20 protein-coding genes and 1 pseudogene are annotated in these 22134 nt (G+C 64.7%); 18 read left to right on the forward strand and 3 right to left on the reverse strand.

What is annotated here, in order from left to right; all coding sequences use genetic code 11:
* The first annotated feature begins 26 nt into the window (after nucleotides 1-26).
* From J3489_RS29860 to J3489_RS29885, 6 genes and pseudogenes are all read left to right on the forward strand, one after another.
* Nucleotides 27-1262 (forward strand): acyl-CoA dehydrogenase family protein, encoded by a 1236-nt coding sequence (locus J3489_RS29860; protein ID WP_207004431.1) that lies wholly within the window; start codon nucleotides 27-29, stop codon nucleotides 1260-1262.
* 190 nt (nucleotides 1263-1452) lie between these two features.
* Entirely contained in the window at nucleotides 1453-2838 is a 1386-nt protein-coding gene (locus tag J3489_RS29865; protein WP_207004432.1) for a sigma 54-interacting transcriptional regulator, read from the forward strand.
* A gap of 2 nt (nucleotides 2839-2840) precedes the next feature.
* A complete protein-coding gene (locus J3489_RS29870; RefSeq protein ID WP_207004464.1) occupies nucleotides 2841-3191 on the forward strand; it encodes a DUF192 domain-containing protein in 351 nt (116 codons plus the stop codon).
* Between the two features lie 230 nt (nucleotides 3192-3421).
* Nucleotides 3422-6025, forward strand: a complete 2604-nt coding sequence (locus tag J3489_RS29875) for a dermonecrotic toxin domain-containing protein (RefSeq protein ID WP_207004433.1) — start codon at nucleotides 3422-3424, stop codon at nucleotides 6023-6025.
* A 65-nt stretch (nucleotides 6026-6090) separates the two neighbouring features.
* Nucleotides 6091-6204: pseudogene (locus J3489_RS29880) on the forward strand (glycerophosphodiester phosphodiesterase family protein); the annotation flags it as partial.
* Nucleotides 6205-6613: 409 nt separating this feature from the next.
* Nucleotides 6614-8755, forward strand: a complete 2142-nt coding sequence (locus tag J3489_RS29885) for a dermonecrotic toxin domain-containing protein (RefSeq protein WP_207004434.1) — start codon at nucleotides 6614-6616, stop codon at nucleotides 8753-8755.
* 32 nt (nucleotides 8756-8787) lie between these two features.
* On the opposite strand, the gene J3489_RS29890 is transcribed toward J3489_RS29885, so the two are convergent.
* The 3 genes from J3489_RS29890 to J3489_RS29900 all read right to left on the reverse strand — a co-directional run bounded on the left by J3489_RS29890 (nucleotide 8788) and on the right by J3489_RS29900 (nucleotide 11995).
* Nucleotides 8788-9732 (reverse strand): LysR family transcriptional regulator, encoded by a 945-nt coding sequence (locus J3489_RS29890; RefSeq protein WP_207004435.1) that lies wholly within the window; start codon nucleotides 9730-9732, stop codon nucleotides 8788-8790.
* A gap of 135 nt (nucleotides 9733-9867) precedes the next feature.
* Nucleotides 9868-11169: an MFS transporter gene (locus J3489_RS29895; protein ID WP_207004436.1), complete on the reverse strand. Its 1302-nt coding sequence runs from the start codon at nucleotides 11167-11169 to the stop codon at nucleotides 9868-9870.
* Between the two features lie 55 nt (nucleotides 11170-11224).
* Entirely contained in the window at nucleotides 11225-11995 is a 771-nt protein-coding gene (locus tag J3489_RS29900; RefSeq protein ID WP_207004437.1) for a putative hydro-lyase, read from the reverse strand.
* 309 nt (nucleotides 11996-12304) lie between these two features.
* Here J3489_RS29900 and J3489_RS29905 point away from each other — a divergent pair, with 309 nt between their 5' ends.
* The 12 genes from J3489_RS29905 to J3489_RS29960 form a co-directional block, all read left to right on the forward strand.
* On the forward strand, nucleotides 12305-14320 hold the full coding sequence (locus J3489_RS29905) for a glutamate cyclase domain-containing protein (RefSeq protein WP_207004438.1): 2016 nt from the start codon (nucleotides 12305-12307) through the stop codon (nucleotides 14318-14320).
* 25 nt (nucleotides 14321-14345) lie between these two features.
* Nucleotides 14346-14822 (forward strand): type III secretion system chaperone family protein, encoded by a 477-nt coding sequence (locus tag J3489_RS29910; RefSeq protein ID WP_207004439.1) that lies wholly within the window; start codon nucleotides 14346-14348, stop codon nucleotides 14820-14822.
* Between the two features lie 89 nt (nucleotides 14823-14911).
* Nucleotides 14912-15160: a hypothetical protein gene (locus J3489_RS29915; RefSeq protein ID WP_207004440.1), complete on the forward strand. Its 249-nt coding sequence runs from the start codon at nucleotides 14912-14914 to the stop codon at nucleotides 15158-15160.
* A gap of 140 nt (nucleotides 15161-15300) precedes the next feature.
* Nucleotides 15301-15690 carry a hypothetical protein gene (locus J3489_RS29920; RefSeq protein ID WP_207004441.1) on the forward strand — a complete coding sequence of 130 codons (390 nt, stop codon included), beginning with the start codon at nucleotides 15301-15303 and terminating at the stop codon, nucleotides 15688-15690.
* A 19-nt stretch (nucleotides 15691-15709) separates the two neighbouring features.
* Complete coding sequence (locus J3489_RS37960) at nucleotides 15710-15976, forward strand: type III secretion system major pilin HrpA (protein ID WP_207004442.1); 267 nt, start codon at nucleotides 15710-15712, stop codon at nucleotides 15974-15976.
* Nucleotides 15977-16072: 96 nt separating this feature from the next.
* Nucleotides 16073-16351, forward strand: coding sequence for a pilus assembly protein (locus J3489_RS29930; RefSeq protein WP_207004443.1), 279 nt, complete (start codon nucleotides 16073-16075; stop codon nucleotides 16349-16351).
* A 14-nt stretch (nucleotides 16352-16365) separates the two neighbouring features.
* Nucleotides 16366-17841 carry a hypothetical protein gene (locus tag J3489_RS29935; RefSeq protein ID WP_207004444.1) on the forward strand — a complete coding sequence of 492 codons (1476 nt, stop codon included), beginning with the start codon at nucleotides 16366-16368 and terminating at the stop codon, nucleotides 17839-17841.
* The gene (locus J3489_RS29940; RefSeq protein ID WP_207004445.1) at nucleotides 17838-18701 is read left to right on the forward strand and encodes a hypothetical protein; all 864 of its coding nucleotides are present in this window, start codon (nucleotides 17838-17840) and stop codon (nucleotides 18699-18701) included. The genes J3489_RS29935 and J3489_RS29940 overlap by 4 nt, the downstream gene beginning before the upstream one ends.
* Nucleotides 18698-19402, forward strand: a complete 705-nt coding sequence (locus J3489_RS29945) for a hypothetical protein (RefSeq protein WP_207004446.1) — start codon at nucleotides 18698-18700, stop codon at nucleotides 19400-19402. The genes J3489_RS29940 and J3489_RS29945 overlap by 4 nt, the downstream gene beginning before the upstream one ends.
* A 2-nt stretch (nucleotides 19403-19404) precedes the next feature.
* Nucleotides 19405-19572 carry a hypothetical protein gene (locus J3489_RS29950; protein WP_207004447.1) on the forward strand — a complete coding sequence of 56 codons (168 nt, stop codon included), beginning with the start codon at nucleotides 19405-19407 and terminating at the stop codon, nucleotides 19570-19572.
* 31 nt (nucleotides 19573-19603) lie between these two features.
* Complete coding sequence (cpaB, locus tag J3489_RS29955; protein ID WP_207004448.1) at nucleotides 19604-20629, forward strand: Flp pilus assembly protein CpaB; 1026 nt, start codon at nucleotides 19604-19606, stop codon at nucleotides 20627-20629.
* 43 nt (nucleotides 20630-20672) lie between these two features.
* The coding region (locus tag J3489_RS29960) for a type II and III secretion system protein family protein (protein WP_207004449.1) at nucleotides 20673-22134 on the forward strand (1462 nt) is incomplete at its 3' end.

Consider the following 22134-nt stretch of genomic DNA (forward strand, 5'->3'; position numbering starts at 1 on the left):
GACAATTTCCACGTAAGCCGACGCCTATGACTTTCACCCTATTGCAGCGCTCCCGCGAGCTGATGGATCGCCATGCACCCGGTTTCGATGCCGCGCTGGCAGGCATGCCGTTTGCCGAACGGGAAGCGAAACCCAGCCGTTGCGTTCTGCGCTTCAAGGAATCCGGGCCGATCGGGCTGCTGGTTCCGACGGCCTTCGGCGGCCTCGGCGCTGGCGCGTTCGACGCGTTGCATGTCCAGGTTGCGCTCGGCGCTCGCTCGCCATCCCTCGCGATAGCCAGCGCGATGCATCAGTTTTCCATCGCCGGCATGCTGGCGCTCGTCGACCAGGGAGGCGGCGCGGAAGCGCATTGGCTGCGTGCGATCGCCGAGCGCCGCCTGTTGCTTTCGTCGGGGTTCGCCGAAGGGGTGCCGGGGCGCGGCATCCTGGATTCGGGCATGACGGCGTCCGACGTGAGCGGGGGCGTGCTGCTGAGCGGCTGCAAGAAGCCGTGCAGCCTGGTCCACTCGACGGACCTGCTGGTCACCAGCTATGTGAGCAGGAGCGATGAAGGCGAGGCTTTGATGGTGGCGTTGATTCCTGCCGAATCCGACGGGATCGTGCGCAAGCCGCATTGGCAGAACCGTGTGCTGGCAGGCGTGGAAAGCGACGAGCTGCAGCTCAGCAATGTCTTCGTGCCAGACCGGATGATTTTTTCGGCAGGGCGCAGGCACCGGCTTGAGCCGGCGCAGGTCGTCGGGTTCATCTGGTTCGAGTTGCTGGTGAGCGCATCGTATCTGGGCGCCTGCGCGGGGCTCGTCGAGCAGGTTGTCGAGCGGGCCGGCTGGAGCGACAGCGATCGCGTCGAACTGGCGATGGCTGTGCAGTTGAGCCTCGCGGCGCTGGAGGGCGCCACCCGCGACGTGGAGGCGAGCGGCCCGCATCTCGACGGCGCATTGGCTCGCCTGCTGCTGGTGCGCTACGGCCTGGAGCAGCTCGTTGCACGCGCCGCCGACAAGGCTCACGACATGCTGGGGAGCACGCGCTTCATGGCTTCGGAAGAGTCATCCGCGTGGCTGTTCGCGACACGCGGCTTGCGCTTTGCGCCGCCGGCCAGGACTTCGATGCACGGCCGCCTGGCCGCTTACCTGAACGGCAAAGCATTCTCGATGGCGGAGAACGGCGCGGCGGACACGTTTGCGCCGGGACGCAATTACAAGCCGCCTCTTCCGTTGGCGGGAGAGGAATGGGGGGAGGGGGCGGCCGGGCGTCAATGGCGATAGGGCGCGGGCGGTCTCGTCACCCGCTGTCGGGCAGGGGGGAGAGGGCGACGCCAATCGCATTGATAAAAATGCAAACAGCGGGTTGGCGAGTCGCACTGGAAGCGATGAATTATTCGAGGTGGATTCGATGCAGCTATCAAATGGACCTGTGTCGGCGCCGCGTACGCGCCGCAGAAAATTCTTGGAGGAAATGAGGAAAATCGTTCCCTGGCCCACGCTGAATGCACTCCTGATCAAACATGGGGAGTGGGACAGGGCCAACACCACGCCGGAAGAGCTCTCCACGTCGTTGCGTCTGTATCTTGTCAAGACCTGGTTCGACCTCGACTCCGCGACCACGAGCGACGTGATCTGCGATTCGGCCGCGTGCCGTGCGTTCATCGGCGGCGGACTCGGCGGCGCATGGGTGCCTGATCCTTTTGTCCTGGAGATATTGAGCAGCTGGTCGAGCAACGGCGAGCTGATGGCCGGCATCGACGACATAGTCAGTTCGTCTCTGCGCGAAAACGGGCTGTTCGTGCGGCAGGGGCAGATCGTCGAGCCGCGCGTCATGCAGGGCGAGGCCGCGGAAACGATAGCCGCGCCGCGCCGGATCGGCGGCGCTCGCATGTCGAGCGCAAAGCCGCCGGCGGCGACTCCGCTAGCCGAGTGGGCGGCTCGCTGCGGGCTCGCCGCGGACAAACTGGAGGAATTGGCTGGGTTGCCGATCGACATCGTGATCGAGGGGGAGACCGGCGTCGGCAAGGACACGCTCGCCAAACTGCTGCACGAGGCGTCTGCCCGGACGGGGCCATTCGTCGCCATCAACTGCGCCGCGCTGCCCGAACATCTCGCCGAGGCCGAACTGTTCGGCGCGGAGGCGGGCGCGTTCACCGACGCGAGACAACGCCGCGCGGGCCGCATCGAGGTGGCGCACGGCGGCACGCTGTATCTCGACGAGATCGACAGCATGCCGCTGGCGCTGCAGGCGAAGATGCTGCGCGCGTTGCAGGAGCGCGGGTGCGAGCGCCTCGGGTCGACGCAATTCATCAAGAGCGAGTTCCGGGTGATCACCTCTACGAAGGTGCCGCTTGACAAGCTCGTCGAGGCCGGGAGGTTTCGCAGCGACCTCTACTATCGGCTGCGCGTCGTGCAATTGCACATTCCGTCGCTGCGCGAGCGGATGCAGGAGATATGTCCGCTGTTCGTGAAGCTGTGTGATCAATATGCACGACAGCTCGGCAAGACGCCTGCGCCCATTTCGCTCGCGGTCGAATCCCAACTGCTCGCTCACCATTGGCCCGGCAACATCCGTGAACTGCATGCTGCGGCCTGCCGCTACGTGCTGGGGCTTTCGCTGTTCGACGACGAGGACGGGCCGCCGGACGACACGATTTCGCTGTCGCTGCGCGAACTCGTGCACGCATTCGAGAAGCGCCTGATCGAGCGCGCGCTCGAAGCGACCGAAGGGGCGACTCAACGCGCAAGCAACTTGCTGAAGCTGCCCCAGAAAACCCTGTACTACCGGATGCGCAAGCTGGGCATCGACAAAAGCTTGGCCATGGACTCCGCGTGCATGCGCAAGGAGTCGCCGTGAAAATGACTACGCTGGTGTGGGGCCGTGCCGGTGTCGTGCTGCGCGCGAGGGTGGCGGCGCGATGGGGCGAGCGCATGCGGGGGCTGCTCGGCCGCCCGCGCTTGAGGCCGCATGAGGGGCTATTGATCCGGCCGTGCCGTGCGATCCACACGTTCGGGATGGAGTGGCCGATCGATGTGGTGTTCCTCGACCGCCGCGGATATGTGCTGGCCGTGCATCCGCACGTGCCGCCCGCGACGCTGCGGATGCACTGGCGCGCGGCGAGCACGCTGGAGCTTGCTTCGGGCGCGTGTGCAGCGCTTGGGATCGCGTGCGGAATGTGGCTTGCGTCGCGCGAAGGGGCGCTGGGGTGAGTTCGGCTGGTGCGGAACCGGCGACGCCAATCGGTCATTCAATTGAAGGGTTCGTTGCGAAATCCGCTTGTCGACGGGTTCGACAGCGACGGCACACCGCGCCTCATCGGTTCCGACGGCGTCAATGGCGGCGGCACGCAATCGATTACCTACGACAACGGCGCGCGGGCCAACCGGCTCCGCGTGCTGAGCGATAGCCGAGGCACGATCCAGACCACGGGAACACCATTGTGGAAATACGCGCTCTCCCCAAATACATCGAACAGCCAGACGATGCTCGCTGGTCTGAGCCGATTTCGGACGATGCTCGCAAGCATTCCGGCGCAGCCCCTCGTTCGCGTGACGACGCCATACGATTCGATCGCGCAGCCGGGGAGCGAGCCGGGACCGATTACTCCGGGCCCGCTCCCGCCGCCGCGCCCCGCAAGCCCAACGCGAGTTCGGCCGGGCAGCCCGTCGCCGGCCCGGCGCCCACGCGCAAGCGGCGCTTCGTGCGCCTTCTCGTGTCTCGAGGCACGCAAACGCCGCAGGCCGTGCGCGAGTCGCCCGGCGCCGCCCCGGCGGCACAGTCGCTCGCGCAGGAGCTGAAGCGCGATTTCCCCGATCTGCGCCAGATGGCGTCGAGCTACATCAAGGGCGAAATCAAGTCGCGCGCGGGCATCGATCTCGATCCCGATAAAACCTATCTGCACCGGTTCATCAATGCCGAAAGCGATGGGCGCGCATTGACCGGTTGGACACACGATGGGCCGCCCACGAGATCGCAGACCTTGACCGATACCGTGCTGTCGAATTTCGGCCCGCACAACCGGCGACAACCCGGCGACCTGAACGCGTTGGCCGGCGTGTATTCAGAAGGCCCGTCCGCCAAGCATTTCGGCGTCCATAACGAGGTCAGGATCCGGCCGTCGGAAATCATGGATATCGTCTGGGATGGCGACTTCAGCCGCACGGCCCGACGCTCGCTCGACACCTTCTGGGGCAAGAACCAGGATCGCTACCGCGCGGCGGTCAAGGGCGCCTATCTCGCATCGGCGGTGAAGCAGCGAAACGACAGGAAACTCTCCGACGAAGGGTTCCAGCTCGCCCTCGAAGCTTCTGGGACGGGCTCGGCGAACCCGGCCTACGCGCCGCTCGCCGATCTGCATGCATCGCCGCCGCTTCGTTCGGATATCAGGATCAGCGCGCTCAATATCAACGGCTCCACCGCGAGCGACATCCTGCAAATCGAGCGCGGCGGAAAAAAGCTGCTTTATGTGCCGGGCAGCGACCAACCGTTTCATGAATTTGCAAGTCTGCAAGTGCGCAATAACTGGGTGGCCGCGCAAGGGGGCGACGATCTACGCCGCCGGGAGCTCGCGTCGCATTTTTCCTTGTACGACCGGCAGGACGGCTTCACGAGCGGCGTCGATTCATCACTCAAGCAACTGGGCGACGGCACCTTGTCGCGGAGCCGGATTCTCGCGCCGCCCCTCAATCTCGGTGTCGATCCGTTCACCCAAGTCGCCGCCGCACAAAGGGCACGCTCGCTGTCCGACGCGGACACGAGCATCAAATCGGATAGCGAGGTGACCCGGGAAAGCTGGTTGTCCGACCTGTCGGCGTTTAGTCGTACTTTCGGCCTGATGGCCCCGCTCTCGCCGATCGTGGGAGGCGCGACAGCGGCGCTCGGCCTCGCGCGCACCGGGTTGGGCATCGACCAGGCGATCAACGGCGATACCGCAGAAGAACGCAAGGACGGCCTCGCCCATGCCGCCTGGGGGGCCATCGATGCGGCCACGCTCTTCGACGCCGCGAGGGCAGGCGGCGACGCGGACGGGGTGCGCTCGGTCGCGAAAGAAGCTGAAACCGGCCCACCGAGTTTCAACCCGCCGAAACAGGTCAACGGCCGTTATGGGTATCCACTCGGGCCGGACAGCGCGCCGAAACTTCCGAGGATGGAGGCGGGCGACAGGAGCGGGCATTGGGAACTGCCGATACTCTCTTCCGACGACGTCGAGCGCGAGTTGCACCTGCCGGAGACCGAAGCACGCGGTCATGACATGAGCGGAGTCGAGACAGCGGACGGCCCACATCGCAACCCCCAACCAAACCCAACCCAGGCGGACGCAAACGCCGGGCACGAGCACTTCGACGCGGACGATTTCTTAAGCGATTTCAATCGCTACCAGCCGCAGGAACCACCAGTAGAGCGTCCCGGCGGGCAGGACCACCCGCCTAAACGTCCGAGGATGGAGGCGGACGACGGGAGCGGGCGTGGGGAACGACCCGTGCTCCCGCACGACAACACCATGAGCGTGTTGGGCCCGTACGTGAATGAAACATGGAGTACAGCCAAACTACGGGGATTCGGCAAGATCTCGGGGGGCCATGCCGACTGCGGCCAACATGCCGCGGGAGACGTCGGCGGGCCATACCGGGTTGGATCGGTTGACCCAAAAGGAGGCGTGGATCAGAGTCCTGAGATTCGCACGCCCTTTGGCTTTAACCGGGATCATGGCCTGGATGCCGCCACCTTCCGGAAAGCGAAAATCCCGGCTAACGCCCAAGGAGTTGCTTACGTGAATGTTCAAACCGGGAAGTTTCACTATGCAAAGTTTTCCGGCAAGTCGCTCACGCATACCGACGCGAACCGCGCCGGTGACCCCGGAATGGGCGGAACATTCCACGCCTTCAGGCCGGGCCTTGGTGAAAAGCCGTCTCTGAACACCCCGCGCGCCGTGACCAGCATGCAACCGGTCAGTAAGCTCAAAGATCTGGACGCGTTCGTCAAATATTGCGCCAAACACTACGGCCTTGCCGCAGGGTTCTTCTTCTTTTGCAGATTCGCTTGAGTCGACTGGATCCGAGAGACGGTTAGGAATACTCGCAATAAGAAAGGCATGCCCAAGCAAGGCGAGCTTGGTCGCGCGTGGCGATCTACTCGACCGATGCGGCTTATCAGCAGGCCTTTGCGGCCTATCGCGACGCGCAGTTGTTTGAATCGCGCGACGCCACGCGCGACCGATTGGTGAAAGAACATCCTGTTAGAGCCTGTTCACACGAAACGCGTGGAACCGGTGCGAGCGCGGCTTCCACTCATTCGGTACGGCCGGGCCACCCCGGCATGGCAAAACGAGCGGGAGACATCATGGAAATACGCAAGCGCAGGATCGTCGAGCCGTTGTTCACTAGCCAGGCGAACGACGAGCCCCCCAAGGAAAGCCGCCAATCAGCCCGACGCGGCTCCCCGTTCGCGTGACGACGCCATACGCTTCGATCGTCCGGCCGGGGAGCGGGCCGGGACCGATTACGCCGGGCCCGCTCCCGCCGCCGCGCCCCGCAAGCCGGACACAAGTTCGGCCGAGCAACCCGTCGCCGGCCCGGCGCTCAGGCGCAAGCGGCGCGTCGCGCCCCCTCTCGCGTTCAGCCCGCCTCGGGATGTGCAAACGCCGGAGGCCGAGCGCGAGCCGCCCGGCGCCGACTCGGCGGTTCGATCGCTAGCGGAAGAACTGACGCGCGATTTTCCCAATGTGCACCAGATGGCGTCGAACTATATCAAGGGCGAAATCAAGTCGCGCACGGGCATCGATGTCGATCCCGATAAAACCTACCTGCACCGTTTCGGCAGTGATGGCAAATACGATGGACAAGCATTTACCGGCTTCAGGCACGCTGGGGTGCCCAGGAGATCGCTGACCTTGACCGAGACCGTGCTGTCGAATCACTTCGGCAAGCTGAACGCGGATCATTCTTACGTCCTGGACGGGCAGGCCGGCGTGTATTCAGAAGGCCCGTCCGCCAGGAATTTCGGCGCCCACAACGAAGTCAAGATCTTGCCGACGACAATCAGGGACATCGTCTGGAAAAGCGACTTCAGCACCATGGCCCAACGGAGGTTCGAGGATTTCTGGGACAAGAACCTGGATCGCTATCGGGCGGCGGTCAAGGGTAGCTATCTGGTCTCGACCGTGAAGCAGCACGACGGCAAGCAATTGTCCGACGAGGGTTTCCAGCTCGCCGTCGACGCTGCCGGCATGAGGTCGCAGGATGCGGCCAACCCGTCGCTTGCCGACCTGCAGGCGGCGGCGCCTCCACGCGATCCGGCGATCAAGATCAGTCCGCTCGATATCGACGGCTCCACCGCCACCGATATCCTGCAAATCGAGCGCGGCGGAAAAAAGCTGCTTTATGTGCCCGGCTTTGAGCCGCCCTTCCATGAATTTTCTAATCTGCCCGAGCGCTATGACTGGCTGCGCGCGCAAGCCGGCAACGACCAGCGGCGAAGCCAGCTCGCCTCGCACTTCTCGCCGAGTGACGGCGTCGATTCGTCGCTGAAGCAGTTGCGCGACGGCACTTTGTCGCCGCTCGCGATCAATTTCGCGCCGTCCGCCTTAGGCGGTGCCGAGGTGTACAGGATCAAGGGCGATCCGTTCGCCTACGTCGCGGCCGCGCAAAAACAACGCTCGCTTGCTCACGCCGACACTGTCACCACATCGAATTGGGAGCGCATACGGGACGACGCGTTGGATATCGCGACCACGGCGACCGGCATTCTTGCCCCGATTGCCGTGCAATCCCCGCCCTTGAGGCTGATAATGGCAGGGCTCACCGCCGCGCGACTCGCGTTGGCCACCGAAAAGGCGGTCGAGGGCGATACCGCAGAAGACCGCGGGGACGGCCGCATCCAAGCCGCCTGGGCGGCCCTCGATGCGCTCACGAACTTCGGCGTCCCGAAAATCGGCGGGGACACGGCCGGGGCCGGCTCGGTAGCGAAAGAAGCTGAACCCGGCGCACCGTTTTTCAAGCCGCCGCGGCGGGTCAACGGCCAGATTGGGTATCTGTCGAGCCCGATCGACCCGCCTAGACTTCCGGAGGAGCCGCCGGTCGAGGGGAGCGGGCATTGGGAACACCGGAGACCATCTTCCGAAGACATCGAGCAACGGTTGCGCCTGACGGAGAGCGAAGCACCCGTAGAGCGTCCCAGCGGGCAGGACCATCCGACCGGTGCCGGGACAGCGGACGGCCGCGCGAACGCCAGGGCGACGATCAATTCGAAAGGGCTCATCGAGCACACGGATTTCCCCATTCTCTACCGCGTCGATGCAAGCCCACCCGACGAGATCGCGGTAGACGGATTTTTTCCGTCGACCGATTTCCAAGGCGTTCCGCCGATGCTTGATGGTGCGCCGCTGATCACGAGCGAGACCAGGGCGGGTGCGGACAAGGTGGTCTCGTCGCTGTACTCCGATAGCGATAGAGGGCATTACTACCTGTATGCGTTCGACGCGGACGGCTTGAAGGCCGTGTCATTGCTCGATAACCAGCGATACGAACCGATACAGCTTGGCCGTCTGCTCCGACGTGAGAGTGTTGCGGGTCTGCGTCCGATCGACCTCGCCGAGGGCGCAGGCGAATTTGCGGAGACGCATGTCGAGTCGAACGTACCGGTTGAGCGCATTCGTTTGCTCGAAACGAACGATCCTCATCTGCAGCCGCGACTTCAACAAGCGCTGCGCAACCGTGCCGGCCAGGGGAAAGAAGGCGTGCCCGTGACCGATTTCCTTCCGGGAGGACGTGCTTGACGCCGCTTCCGTCGCGTTGATCCGGCTGCTCGTCATTCCGCCAGCGTCCGAATCAGCCGCCCATTCATCGTCGAGCAATAGGCCGCGCACACGACACGCGCGGCTTTCGCCGCCGCATGAACCATCATCCCGCAATCGCGATGCCGCGACAGCGACACGACGATGGACGCGGGCTGCGGATCGATCTGCAGCTCGACGAGCGTATTCGCCTCCAGTTCCTGCGCGACAAAGAGGCTGGGGATCGCGGCGACCCCATAGCCGTCCTTGACGAGCCGCACGATCGCGGCAACGGACGGTGAACAGGTGATGCGCGTTTGCCCGACCGGCATGCCATGCTCGGCCGCCAACGTGGCGACGATGTCCTCCAGTGCCCGATGCGGCGCGGTGCCGCGTGCGAACGTCAAGAGCGGCAAGCCGAGCACCCGTTTCACGAGCCTCGCCCCCGGATTGCTCGCGGTAATGAGGCCCGGCTGTGCGATCCAGCGTACCGGATAGTACGCAAGCGCCTCGGAGACTGCGTTGTCGCTGTCGATACCGTCGACACGCACGATCAAATCGAGCTCTCTTGCGAGCAGCCGTTCTTGCAGGACCGAGCTCATATCGACCGTCAGGTCGATTTCCAGCTGCGGATAGACGGCGTTCAATTGGCGAATATAGTCGGCGAGCCAGCTATGGACCACCGACTCGATCACGCCAAGCCGCAGGCGGCCGCGTACGTCGTTGTGGGCGAGGGCGGCGGAGTGCAGGCGGCGCGACGCCTCCAGCAGCGCCTTTGCATGACCGAGCAGATATTCGCCGTTCGCGGTCAACTGAAAATCGCCGGTGCTGCGATCGATCAGTTGTGTTTGCAGTTCGGCTTCAAGTTTCTTGACGCGCAATGAGATCGCAGCGGGGGTGGCATGCAGCGCTCGCGCGGTGGCGCGAAAACTGCGCAACCGCGCGAGAGTGACAAAGGTTTCAACGAAGCGAGTATTCATTGGCGATCCCAAGACTGTGCCCGTCATGTTAATTGGCTATGCTTAGGTTGCCAAAAATACCGCAAATCGGTCGACGTTGTCTCGTGCCAGGGCCTGTTTCAAGGGTGAACAGGCCCTGTGGCCGGCGTCGGCGATCTAGGCGGGCGTATCGTCGGCTTCGAGTTCGCGGCCTTGCGTTTCAGGCAAGCTCCAGGCGGCGAGGATCACAACCCCATAGGCGAGCGCGGCGAAGACGCCGATCGTATGCCCGAGCGACATCGTCTGGGACACGTAGCCGATCAGGAACGGGAAGGTTGCGCCGATCGCGCGGCCGAAGTTGTAGCAGAAGCCTTGTCCCGACCCTCGGATGCGCGTGGGGTACAGCTCGGTCAGGAACGCACCCATGCCTGAGAAAATACCGGACGCGAAGAAGCCGAGCGGAAACCCCAGCGCAAGCATGAGTCCGCCCGTGATCGGGACGTGCGTGTAGATCAGCGCGATGGCGCACGACATCAGCGCAAACGCAATGAACGTGCGTTTGCGGCCGAACCTGTCGCTCGCGTAGGAGCCGGTCAGATAGCCGCAATACGACCCGGCGATGACGACCGCGAGATACAGGCCGGTGTCGATCACGGAGAGGTTCTGCTCCGTCTTGAGGTAGGTCGGCAACCAGGTGGTGATCGCGTAATAGCCGCCCTGCATGCCCATGGAGAGCAGGGAGGCGCGCAGCGTGACCGACAGCGTGCGCGCCGAGAAAATTTCCAGGATCGACGATTTCTGATCGCGCGCGGCGTCCCGCTTCTTCTGTGCCAGGTGAACGTCCGGTTCCTTGATGTGACGCCGGATCCAGATCACGAACGGCGCGGGCAAGATGCCGATGGCAAACAGCACCCGCCACGCATAGGTTTCCGGAAGCAGCGAGAACACCACGGTAAAGAGGATCGCCGACAGTCCCCAGCCGATCGCCCAGCCCGCTTGCACGATGCCGACCGCCTTGCCCCGGTCGCGTGCGCGGATGACTTCGCCGATCAACACGGCGCCGGCCGTCCACTCGCCGCCGAAGCCGAGGCCCATCAGGCTGCGGGCCACCAGCAACTGCTCGAAGTTCTGCGCGGCGGCGCACAGCAGCGTGAACGACGCGAACCAGAGGACGGTGAGCTGCAACGTCTTGACCCGCCCGATCCGGTCCGACAGGATGCCCGCGAGCCAGCCGCCCAGCGCCGAACTCAAGAGCGTTGCGGTGCCGATCAGGCCGGCATCCCCTCGCGAAATATGCAAGCTTGCGATCAGCGCCGGAATCACGAAGCTCAGGAACTGCGTATCCATCGCGTCGAGCACGTAACCGATCTTGCAGCCCCAAAAGGCTCGCCGTTCGTTGGCCGTGAGCGGCCGATACCACGAGAACAGGCCGGTGCGTTCTACGTCCCGGCTCGTGCCAACTTGTGCATCTGATTCCATAACTGCTCCATCTGGGTGAGGACTGCCGTATCGATACGCGGGCGATCGTGACGGGTCAAATAACGGACAACGTCGAATTGAGAATGTCGGTGACGAGCATGTAGCCGGGCCTGTGCGCGATCGCGAACGGCAATCGCGCATTCTCCAGCGCAACTTGCGGCGTGACCCCGCAGGCCCAGAACACGGGCAGTTCGTCGTCGAACACCTCGACCGGGTCGCCGAAATCGGGTTTCGCGAGATCGGCAATGCCGATCAGGGCAGGCGAGCCGATGTGGACCGGCGCGCCGTGAACGGCGGGGAAGCGGCTCGTGACCTGGATCGCGCGGATCGCGTCGCGCGCCTTCATGGGGCGCATCGAGACGACGACCTCGCCGCCGAACAGCCCCGCGCGCCGGCTCGCGAGGCTGGTGCGATACATCGGCACATTCACGCCCCGGTCGATATGGCGAAGCGGGATGTGCTCGTGACTCAGCACACCCTCGAACGAGAACGAGCAGCCGATCGCGAAGACGACGAGGTCGTCGCGCCACAACGCATGCAGCGTGCGCACCTCTTCCGCGCGCTTGCCGTCGCGATAGACGTAGTAGGCGGGCACGTCCGAGCGCACGTCGATGTTCTCGCCGAGCGCAGGCAAGTCCCACCGGCCCGCATCGCCTACCGCGAGCAACGGGCACGGCTTCGGATTGAGATAGCAGAAGCGCAGGAAGTCGTCTGCATATTGCTTGGGAATGATGGCCAGGTTGGCCTGTGCGTAATCGCCGCATTGACCGGCCGTCGGGCCGCTGAAGTCCCTGGTACGGACTCGTGCTCTGAATTCGTTCGGCATGGTTATGTCTCCCGTTGGAAAAATTTATCCTGCGGATTAAAAGCGAAAAAGGAATAAACGGCCAACGAGTTTTTCTTCGATTGGGTGTTTAGAAATGCTTAACGTAGCCGCGGTGTCAAGTGGGAAGCCGATCTTCGCGCGGGTGCGCAGCGCTGCCCGTGCGACGCGGATCAGGGAAATCACCGAGAGGAATCTGTGCTGGAACCGCCCTCGCCCAGTGAATCACTCATGGTTCGTCTAGCGGATGGGTCTGTCGCAGTCGAGCCAGCCCATTCAGCGGATCGGGTCACGACGTTCACGGAGGTTCCCATGTTCAATGCAATCACGCACAGCCAAGCCAGCCAGCCAATACTGCCCGAGCGCGCTCGCGCTTGGTCCGGCGCCGAGGCGACGCCGGGCAAGTCCAATCTCGACCTCCTACTCGGCTCATATAACAACCGCCATGTGATGAGTTTCTTTCGGAATGGCGGTGCCGCCGATGCGGCGCAAGCGCTCGGCGCGGCCAAGCACGTGATGGTGCTGACCGGATTCTCGGTCGCCGAAGGCAAGCCGGAAACCGATGGGCCGCCTGGCGCCGCCGCGCTCGGCCATGCGCTCACCGAGCTGGGCAAGGTCGTCACCTATGTGACCGACAGCACCAACAGGCCCGTCCTCAAGGCGGCAGTGAACGTGGTGGATCCGAACTTCGCCCAATATGGCCGGTTCGTTTCGTTCGATGCCCCGCACGGCGTCGAAGGGGATCGGCAAGCTGCGGAAGTGATCGACAAATACAAGCCGGATGCGGTCGTGGCAATCGAGTTGCCTGCGCGCACCACGAACGGCGGGCCGCGACGCAATATGCGCGGCATCGACATCAACGGCTTCAATCCGCCGGTCGACGGCTTGTTGCTTGCGGCGAGCGCGAAGGGCATCACCACCGTGGGCGTCGGCGACGGCGGCAACGAAGCGGGCATGGGCGGCTTGGCGGGCATCCCCAAAGCACTCGACGGATCGGAGATGGCGTCGGCTGTGCGGGCCGGCTATCCCGTCACCGCATGGAATTCGAATCTGGGCGCAGAGGCGATCGGCGCGATGGCGTTGGCGCAGGGCGGCGCATTGGACAAGCTGCACACGCCGAAACAGCAATCCGCAATGATCGAGGCCACGCTCGCAGCGGGGGCGGTCGACGGCGTCACGCGAAAAACCGAAGCGGGCGCGCCGTCGGACGACGGCCGGAGCCGGACCGGCGTCGACGGCTTCACGCCGGCGGTTCATGCGGGCATGCTGGAGATGCTGAGGAATGTCGTGCAGGGCATGGATATCGGCATGGTTGCGAACAAAGCACCGCGCGACGACAAGCCGTTCCTGATCGGCGCGTTCGACTCCAGCAACGGCGGCCTGATTGCGGCAAAGAACCTGGCGAGCTTCATCGAAACCCGCTCCCCGCACCATGCGCGCTTCGCCATCGTGGTCGATCACGGCAATGCGCCTTATGGGGAGAAAACGCGCGACGAGCTGGTCAAGCTTGTCGGCAACGGGATGAAGACGGCGGAGGAAATCGGCGTCGATGTCATCGCCATGGCTTGCAACACCGCTTGCACCGCATTTCCGGAGGCTGCAACCGAACTCAAGAAAACCAAGGTGCTCGACTTGATCGACGTGACGGCCAAGGCCATCGCGAAGCTAGGCGGCGACAGGCCCGTCATCCTGTCGACGCCGGCTACCGCGAAGGATCCGCTTTATCCGCAAAAAGTGCTTGAAGCCTCGGACGGAAAAGTCGAGCTGCTCGCGCGCATAGGCGCAAAGGAATGGGCGCCGCTGATCAACGGACTCGAGCATCTCAGCTACGACAAGAAGGAACAGGACAACGTGAACAGGATGGTCGATAAATACGTCGCGCAGATCCCGGAAGAGGCCACCTCCGTCTGGTTGTGCTGCACGCATTACCCGGCGCTGAAAGACCGTATCGAGGACGCCATAAAAAGCCGCGGCCTCGACATCGAGGTGATCGACCCGATGGAGCATCAGGCCGAGCTGATCATCGACCATTTGAATTCGAGCGATACGGTCGATCGTTCCTCTCGCCGCAGCGACACGTCGCCGATCGTGGTCACCACCGGCGACAACGTCGACGTCTCGGCCAAGGCGCTGCTGGGGCGTGAAGACGTGCTGGTCTTGAAATCCGGCTTCGGCAAGGACTTCAGCATGCAATTGCTGAAACCGCATATCGACGAGCCGGCGGCGCAATCCGGCTTCGCCGAACCTCTTCGACCGCACCGGTTAAATAGCCAAGCCGGCCGGCACACCAGCCTCTTAGGTCTGGAGCAACGGCGCAGCAGCATCTGAAACCCCGATTCCACGGAGCATTGCGATGCATTCATCGAACCATCGGCGCGTCATCGAGGATCTATGCGGATTGATCGGCTTCAAAGACCACGACATCTTGTTGAAAGGCGGGAAGTTGCGGATCGACGACTATCTGGTCTCGTTCATTTACAACCCGCACTACGATCCTGCAAACCTGCTCGTCTATGTCGACATGGGCGCACCTTCCGGCGATCGGGAGCACGCTTATGAAACCGTGCTGAAGATCAATTTCGAGCTAGGCATCGGCAACCGGGGCATCATCAGCCTGCACCCCAAGACCCAGCGCCTCTTCTACTCGTTCGGGTACGCACTGGACGACACCGCATCGGGACGCGCGTTGCTCGATACGTTGATTCGCTTTGTCGGCGATGTCGCCCTTGAAGCCATCGACCTGTCGCCGAATCAGCGCGCGGCAAAGGACGTCGCGCGCATTCCGAGCCGCACCGTGACGACACCGCGCGCGCTCCCTGGACGCAATTAAATCTCGGGTTCTTTGGAACAATGCAGAAAGTTTCGTCACTCAGATAATACGGATGACGAAATGTGTTGAATCGATATGAGGAGTATCCCATGGCAAGCAGCTACCAGAGAAGCCCTGCAGAGATCGCAAACGACGCAAGGATGATCGAAGTCATCGGACAGATGGCCAATCGTTCCAACGACATGTTCGAGCGATTTTTCAGCAACCTCGGCGGACAGACGAGGAGCAACGCGCCGATCGATTTCGGCGGAAAAGGAATGTCGGGCCTCGGCGATCAGATGGCGGACTTGCGCAGCCTTTTGAACGACGTGCGCTCGGGTCTTCCGATTCGTTTCTGAGCGCGATGGGAGACGCTGTCGTCGGGTAGGGCAGCGTGGACGAAGAAACCGTCATGGGCGAGCTGCCCAGCTCGTTCTCGACGCCACCTGCGGCGGGGGCCGCTCAACGGGCTCTTAGCAAGAGCCGAAAGGAGAGAGTCATGAATGGTTTGATGTCGGCTGTGACTGGCGGTGCCAGCAGCGTGATGGGCGGGCAAGGCGCCTCGGGTGCGGATCCGATGCAGCAGGTCGTGAAAATGCTCGCCGAGCTGATGAAGCAGGCAACAGGCGGCCAGGGCGCCCAGGGCGGACAAGGCTCGGGGGGCGGTTCGCCGATCGATTTCGGCGGCAAGGGGAATTCAGGCGGAGGTGGGATGGGGGCGATGATGGACGGGCTCGGCGACATGATGAAACAAGTCCAAGGCGGCCAACGCGGCCAACGCGCGGGCTTCGATTTCGGCGGCAGCGGCGCGTCGGGCGGGGGCAACCAGATTACGGCTGCAGCCGTTTCGATGACCCAGGGACAGCGAAGCAATTCGATTTCATTCTGATCCGGCTATTTGGCGGCCAGTGGCGAAAGCCGCGAAACCTGTGCCGGCCGCCCGGCCGGCAGCTAACCGCAAGGAGATGGAAATGGGTGGTGCTTCACTAGCCGCTTCGATGGCGATGATGCAGATGCAGGACCAGATGTCCGCGGCGACGACTGTCATGCAGGGGATGGCGAACATGCGCAAGCAGATGACGGATGCCGTCAATTCGATCAGCCAGGGCCAAATGGACAGCGCGAGCAAAGCGACTAACGCCGGCCACAAGGCCGCCAACGAGATTCAATTCTGAACGGGCTCGCCAGGCGCGGGGCGGAGCTTGCCCCGCACTTGGGAACCCGCACTGAAACAGCAATGCCGCTCCCTCTCATACCGACTCGCGAAGACCATGAAATTACAGACCGGTAAGCAAAAACAACTCGGCCAGGGCATGACCGAATACATCATCATCGTTGCGCTGATCGCGGCATCGGCAATCGGCGTGTACACGTTCTTCGGCCGCACTGTCCAGCACCAGACCGCTTCGCTTGCGCAGTCGCTCGCGGGGCAGACGAGCAAAGCCACGAGCGAGAACATATCGGCGATCGGCGCCGCCGGTGAAGCGACGGCCAACGCCGCGAAGAATTCGAGCCTCGCGACCTATGGCGCCCAGGGCGCCGGTCAATAAGCGGCGCCGGCCCCATGAATCGCCGTTTCCACAAGACGCGCGCCGCGGGACAGGCCTCGGTGCCCGGGCTGCTGTGCCTGTCCGTGTGCGTCGTCGCGCTGGCGCTGATGGTCAATTCGGCGCAACTCACGCAGGCGAACAGCAAGCTGCAGGACACCGCCGACGCCGTCGCCTACAGCGTGGCCGTGCTGCAGGCGCGCGACTTCAACTACACGGCGTACACGAACCGGGCGATGGTCGCGAACCAGGTGGCTGTCGCGCAGATCGTCAGCCTGAAATCGTGGCTCGGCGAGTTGCAGCAGAGCTATGCGCCGTCGGCGGTTTTCGACGCGCTGGCGGCGAAGGCGACGCTCGGCGACGAGCAATGGGCGACGCCGAAATCGAAGGGCTTCAGGCTCGCGGACAAGGCCCGGGCAATCGTCGACCGATCGGCGTCGAGTTGGGTCACCGACCTCGACGCGATCACCGTCGCGCTGAGCGATGCACAGCGCCTCTATCACGATGCGTCGATTGCCGGCACGCCCGGTCTTGCAAGAGCGGTTGCGCGCAGCAACGACGGGGCGACCGACATTGCCGCCGGCTGGTTCGAGGAGGCGGGAGCCGGCGGCCAGCGGCTCGTCGAATGGGGGCGCTTCAGCGTGGAGAACGACCCGGCGAAAGGCGCGAAGGACAGGTTGGCCGACATCGTGACCGACAGCGAGACGCTCGACGATTTCGTGATCCGTCGCGGCGAGCGATTCGGCGGCGGCGCGCGGCTGATCGGCGTGCGCTCGTCGGCGACGCACGGGTCCGTGTGCGCGAACGGGCGAGTGAACCTGTACATCGATCATGCGGGCGGCACGGTTCTCGTGTCCGACGCGGCGCAAGGCGCGTTGCGCACGCGCTGGGAAGCGATCGATGCGGCGGATGCCCACGGCGAATACCTGTGCCACGCGCCGTTCGCGTCTCAGCGGTGGGATCGGGGGATCGCGCGCGACGGCGCGGTCACGGCGGCCACGAGCGCTTACACGGGCGTGTGCGGATACGGCAACTACTGCGGCTACGGCGGGTTGCTCGACGCGGGTTCGCAGGCGGGTCTCGCGGGGCGTGCCGAGCACCTCGCAGGCCCGGGCGGTGCGCCGCTCGATAGGCGCGCGAAGCGGGCCGACGGGCGATCGAGCAGTGGCTTGCAGCCATACCGCGATCTGGCGGCGCTCGGCGCGGGCAACGGCGACGCGCCGGTGATCACGGTCGAGGTCGAGCGCGCGAACGGCACGGTTGCGACGCTTGACGTGATGGGCAAGGACACCGCGGACAGTCGCTCGATGCGGGTGCAGGCAAGCGGCCGGGCGCATTTCATTCGGCCGGTTGGCGGCGGGAGCATGAAGGGCGGCTTGCGGGGGGGCGTGGGCTGGACGCCGAGCGAGCGCGGCGAATACTACTGGGAATACCCCAGTTTGTTCAGCCCGTATTGGCAAGCGTCGCTGGCCGCGGCGCCGGGCAAACGATGAGCCGCTTCAAATCCCGCCAGCGCGGGCAGGCGATGGTCGAGTTTCTCGTGCTGGCGACAGGTTCGCTGGTCCTGCTGCTCGTCGCCGCGGGCACGCTCGGCAAGCTCAACGACGTCCGCAAGCGCGCCCAGGACATGTCGCGCTATCTCGCCTGGGAGCGGATCGTGTGGCGCGATGGGTCGGCGGATTCGCCCTATTACGGGCGGCAAGTCGAGAAGACCGACGACGCGGCGCGGCACGAAGCGCTCCAGCGGTTGCTGCTGACACGTACCGGCGGCTTCAAGAGCACGGACGCCACCACCGGCAACGGGTTGCCGAAGGACCTGCCGGCCTTGTGGATCGATCACGCCGGCAAACCCTTGCTCGCGCAGTACGACGACGCGCGATTGACGACGGCGTACCCCGACGCAAGAGGATTCCTGCCGAAGGCCGCGCAAGCGTTCGGCCCAGAGATGCGCAGCGCAGGCGGAGTGCCGCTGCAAGCAAGCTTCGCCGCAGCCGGCGGCGTGACGAGCGGGCGTGCATCGCTGGCGGTGGGCCTGCTCAATCCGGCGCTCGACTGGCTGTGGCCGGGCCGAGCGGAAAGAGGCTTCGTGATAGTGCAATCGACATCGCTGCTGACCGGCGCATGGAACGCCGAGGCGTCGTCCGGCGTAGCGAGGATGGTTGCGCAGGCGGTGCCGACTGCGAAGGCAAGGGCGGGCGGTGACGAGCTCGTGCCGCGCGCCGCGACCTACGACCTGAAGCTATATGGCGTCGCCGACGAAATCGGCGACGGCACCCCAAAAGGCACCGTGCTGGATTTCGGCAGGATCAAGCCGGATGTCGTGCCTGCCGACCGTAAGGGAGCGATGGAATGAAGCATCGATTGCGTCCGTGGTGGTTCGCACTGCTGATCGTGCCGGGTTGCATCGCGCCGGTTGCTCGCGCGGATGTGGGCTGCACCGAAATGCCGTTGACGTTGGCCACGCGATCGGAATGGGTGGCGCGCGACGTGACGGCAGGCGGGCTGCGGATGTCGATCGCCCGCTTGACGTTCGCGAAGACGCCCGAGGTGCTCCAGGCCGAATTCGAGCACTACTGGAAGGAGGCCGGCAAACCGGCGAAAGGATTCAAGGGCCGCGACGGCTGGACGTTGACCGCGATCGCAGGCGAGTGCCACTACATAGCCCGGATCCCGCCCGGCGCCGATTCGTCGGGGCTCACCTCAGTAGTGCTGAGCATCGCCCGGCTTGACGGCGCGCCGGTGCGTGGCGTCGAGCCGGACGCCCCGGCACCGGGCCGCGAGTTGTCGACGACCCATAGCGACGACGCGGCGAGCCGCGCGCGAACCGTCGTGTACGCGGTGGACGGCACGCCCGATGCGGCTGCCAGACAGTATGTCGAGCGCCTCAAGCAGATGGGCTGGCGCGTGACCTATCTTGCGCCTGCCGGTGGCGAGGGCAGCCGCGTGAAGGGGATGGGCTTTGCCGCGCAACGGCGCGGGGCAAAGGTGGACGGCGTGGTGTTTTCCGGCCGGGGCGCCACGTATGCCGTCGTCGGCTACTCGAAGGGGCGCTAGGCATGCGCGGCCAAGCCGGCCAGGCGATGACGGAGGCCCTGGTGGTCGCGGTCGCGATCGCCGCCGCGCTGATTCTGGGCACCAGCGGCGACGCCGGCGTGGTGACCACGTTGATCAACAACCTGAAGTCGTTCTTCGACGCGTACAGCTACGTGCTGTCGCTGCCGTGACGACTCCGCTTTTGGACAGCTTTGGATCGACATGCGCAAGAAGCAGAAATCGAAACTGAATGTCGTGCTGGGCAATCCGTGGGTGCTGCTCGGCATCGCGGTGGTCGCGGCGGCCGGCCTCTCGTACGCCATCTACAAGGTGCTCGACACGCGCGACGCCGCGTTGCGCCGCGCTCAACAGGCCGGGGCAGGCCCGAACCCGGTCGCGACGGCCGGCGTGATCGTACCGGTCCGGGACGTGGCGGCCGGCACGCCGGTGTCGGCGGCGAGCTTCGCGGCGCGCGACATCCCGGTCGATCTGGTCTATGACGACATGGTCCCGGTCGGCGAGTTCGACGCGGTGATGAAGAAGCCGCTGCTGCACGCGATGAAGCAAGGCCGGCCGCTACGGCGCGGCGATATCGACGGACTCGCCGCGAAAGATTTTTCCGATCTGCTGACGCCCGGCATGCGCGCGTTGACGATCCGTACCGACGACGTCGATTCGACGGCCGGCATGGTGCGGCCCGGCAACCGCATCGATCTCTACCTCGCCGGGGAAACGAAGCTCGCGGGCCCGTGGGCCGACCCGTCGAAGGTGGTGAGGCTGCTGTTTGCGAACCTGCGGGTGCTGGCGACGGGGCGCGACGTGCGCACCGCGCAGGACGGCGACCTGCTCGCGCAGGATGCGGCCGGCGACGGCGCAAGCGGCAACTACCACACGATCACGCTCGAAGTGACGCCGGCCGAGGCACGCCGGATCGTGCTCGCGCAGGCGGGCGGCACCTTGCGGACTTTGCTGCGCAACTCGCGCGACGAGGGCAAGGAGGCCGAGGGCACGCAAATCGTGGCGCAGCCGGACGCGATGCCGAATGCGGCGGAGCGCGCGCGGGCGATCGAATACATCGTCGGCGGTCAGCAAAACCCGATTTCGACGCTGCCCATGCCGGAGCCCGCTCGCCAGACGCCGCCTGCGCCGGCGGTCGCCTCTTCCGCGCCGTCGAGTTTCACCGAGGCGCAACAGAAGCGGCTTGCGCAACTCGCCGACGCATTTGAAAAACCGAAGAAGAGCGAGTAACGCCGCACGCGTTGCGCCATCCAATCACTTGAAAACGCCAACAATGAAAAAGAATCGCGGCGCGGTGGTTTTCGCCATCGCCTTGCAGACCGGGGCGCCTGTCATCGCGGCCGCCGCCGACCAGGCTCGCGTTGCCGCTCAGGCGAACGACGCCCCGGCCATGATGCAGACCCTCAACCTGTTCGTCGGCGAGGCGAGACCGCTGCCGGTCAGCGGCGTGATCAAGCGCGTCGCGCTCGGCAACGGCGATCTCGCGAGCGCGACGGTCGTGGACCGCAACCTGTTGCTGCTCGCGCAGAAGCCCGGCTCGACGACGCTGATCGTCTGGACCGACCGGGGCGTCGTGCTGCAGGCGCAGCTCAATATCGCGTCCGAAAACATGGAGGAAGTGTATCGTCACCTCGGCGCGCGCCTCGCCGGCCTGCCCGGCGTGCAAGTCCACTTGCAGGGCGGCAACGTCGTCTTGACCGGCTCGGTTCATGCGGAGACGCTGCCGCTCGTCGCCGCCGCCATCGGCGGCTACAAGAACGTCGTCAACCTGATCAGGACCGAGGACGGCCCGGCGCAGAAGAAGACCGTGCATTTCAAGGTGCAGATCGTCGAGTTGACGAAGCGCGCCCAGGAAAAACTGGGCATCCAGTGGGAGCAGAGCATCAGCGGCCCGGCCGCATCGTTCCAGGGTTCGGCTTTCGCGACCGGCGCGCTTGCGAGCCGTGCGACCGTGGGGGGCGCGGCGCTCGACATGGCCGGGTCGATCACGTCGCGCCTCAATCTGATGGTCAAGGAAGGGGATGCGTTCCTGCTGGCCGCGCCCGAGTTGAGCAGTACGAGCGGCGGGGTCGCGACGTTCCTCGCGGGCGGCGAGATTCCGATCCCGAAGGCCGGCGCGCTCGGCACGACCGACGTCGAATATCGCCCCTACGGGATACGGCTGAACATCAATCCGGTCGTCGATTCCGACAACATCATCACGGCGAAGCTCGAAACCGAGGTGAGCCAGATCGATCCGACCGTGTCGTTCGGCGGCTACCCGGCGTTCCTTACGCGACGCGCCACGTCGGAGCAATCGATGAAGCCGGGCCAGACCGTTGCGATTTCCGGGCTGGTCAACGCCGAGGCCAGCAAGGCCGCGGACAAGCTGCCGTTGCTCGGCAGCCTGCCGATTCTCGGCCGCCTGTTCCGGTCGGACGATTTCCGCAACAACAAAAGCAGCCTCGTCATCTTCGTCACGCCGGAGATCGCCGATCCGGCGACCGGCATGAATGCCGCGCTGATCGACAAGGGACGTGAAATCGAGAACCGCTATCGCGCGTCGAACGGCGATCCGGATCTGCTCGCGCGCGCTGTGAGCGCGCCGGCCGACGTTCCTGCGCCCGAGAGACAGGCCGCGCCGGCACCAGCACCGGCACCAGCACCGGCACCGGCACCGGCACCAGCACCAGCACCAGCACCAGCACCAGCACCAGCACCAGCACCAGCACCAGCACCAGCACCAGCACCAGCAC

The organism is Trinickia mobilis, from assembly GCF_017315705.1.
Classification (GTDB): Bacteria; Pseudomonadota; Gammaproteobacteria; order Burkholderiales; family Burkholderiaceae; genus Trinickia_A; species Trinickia_A mobilis.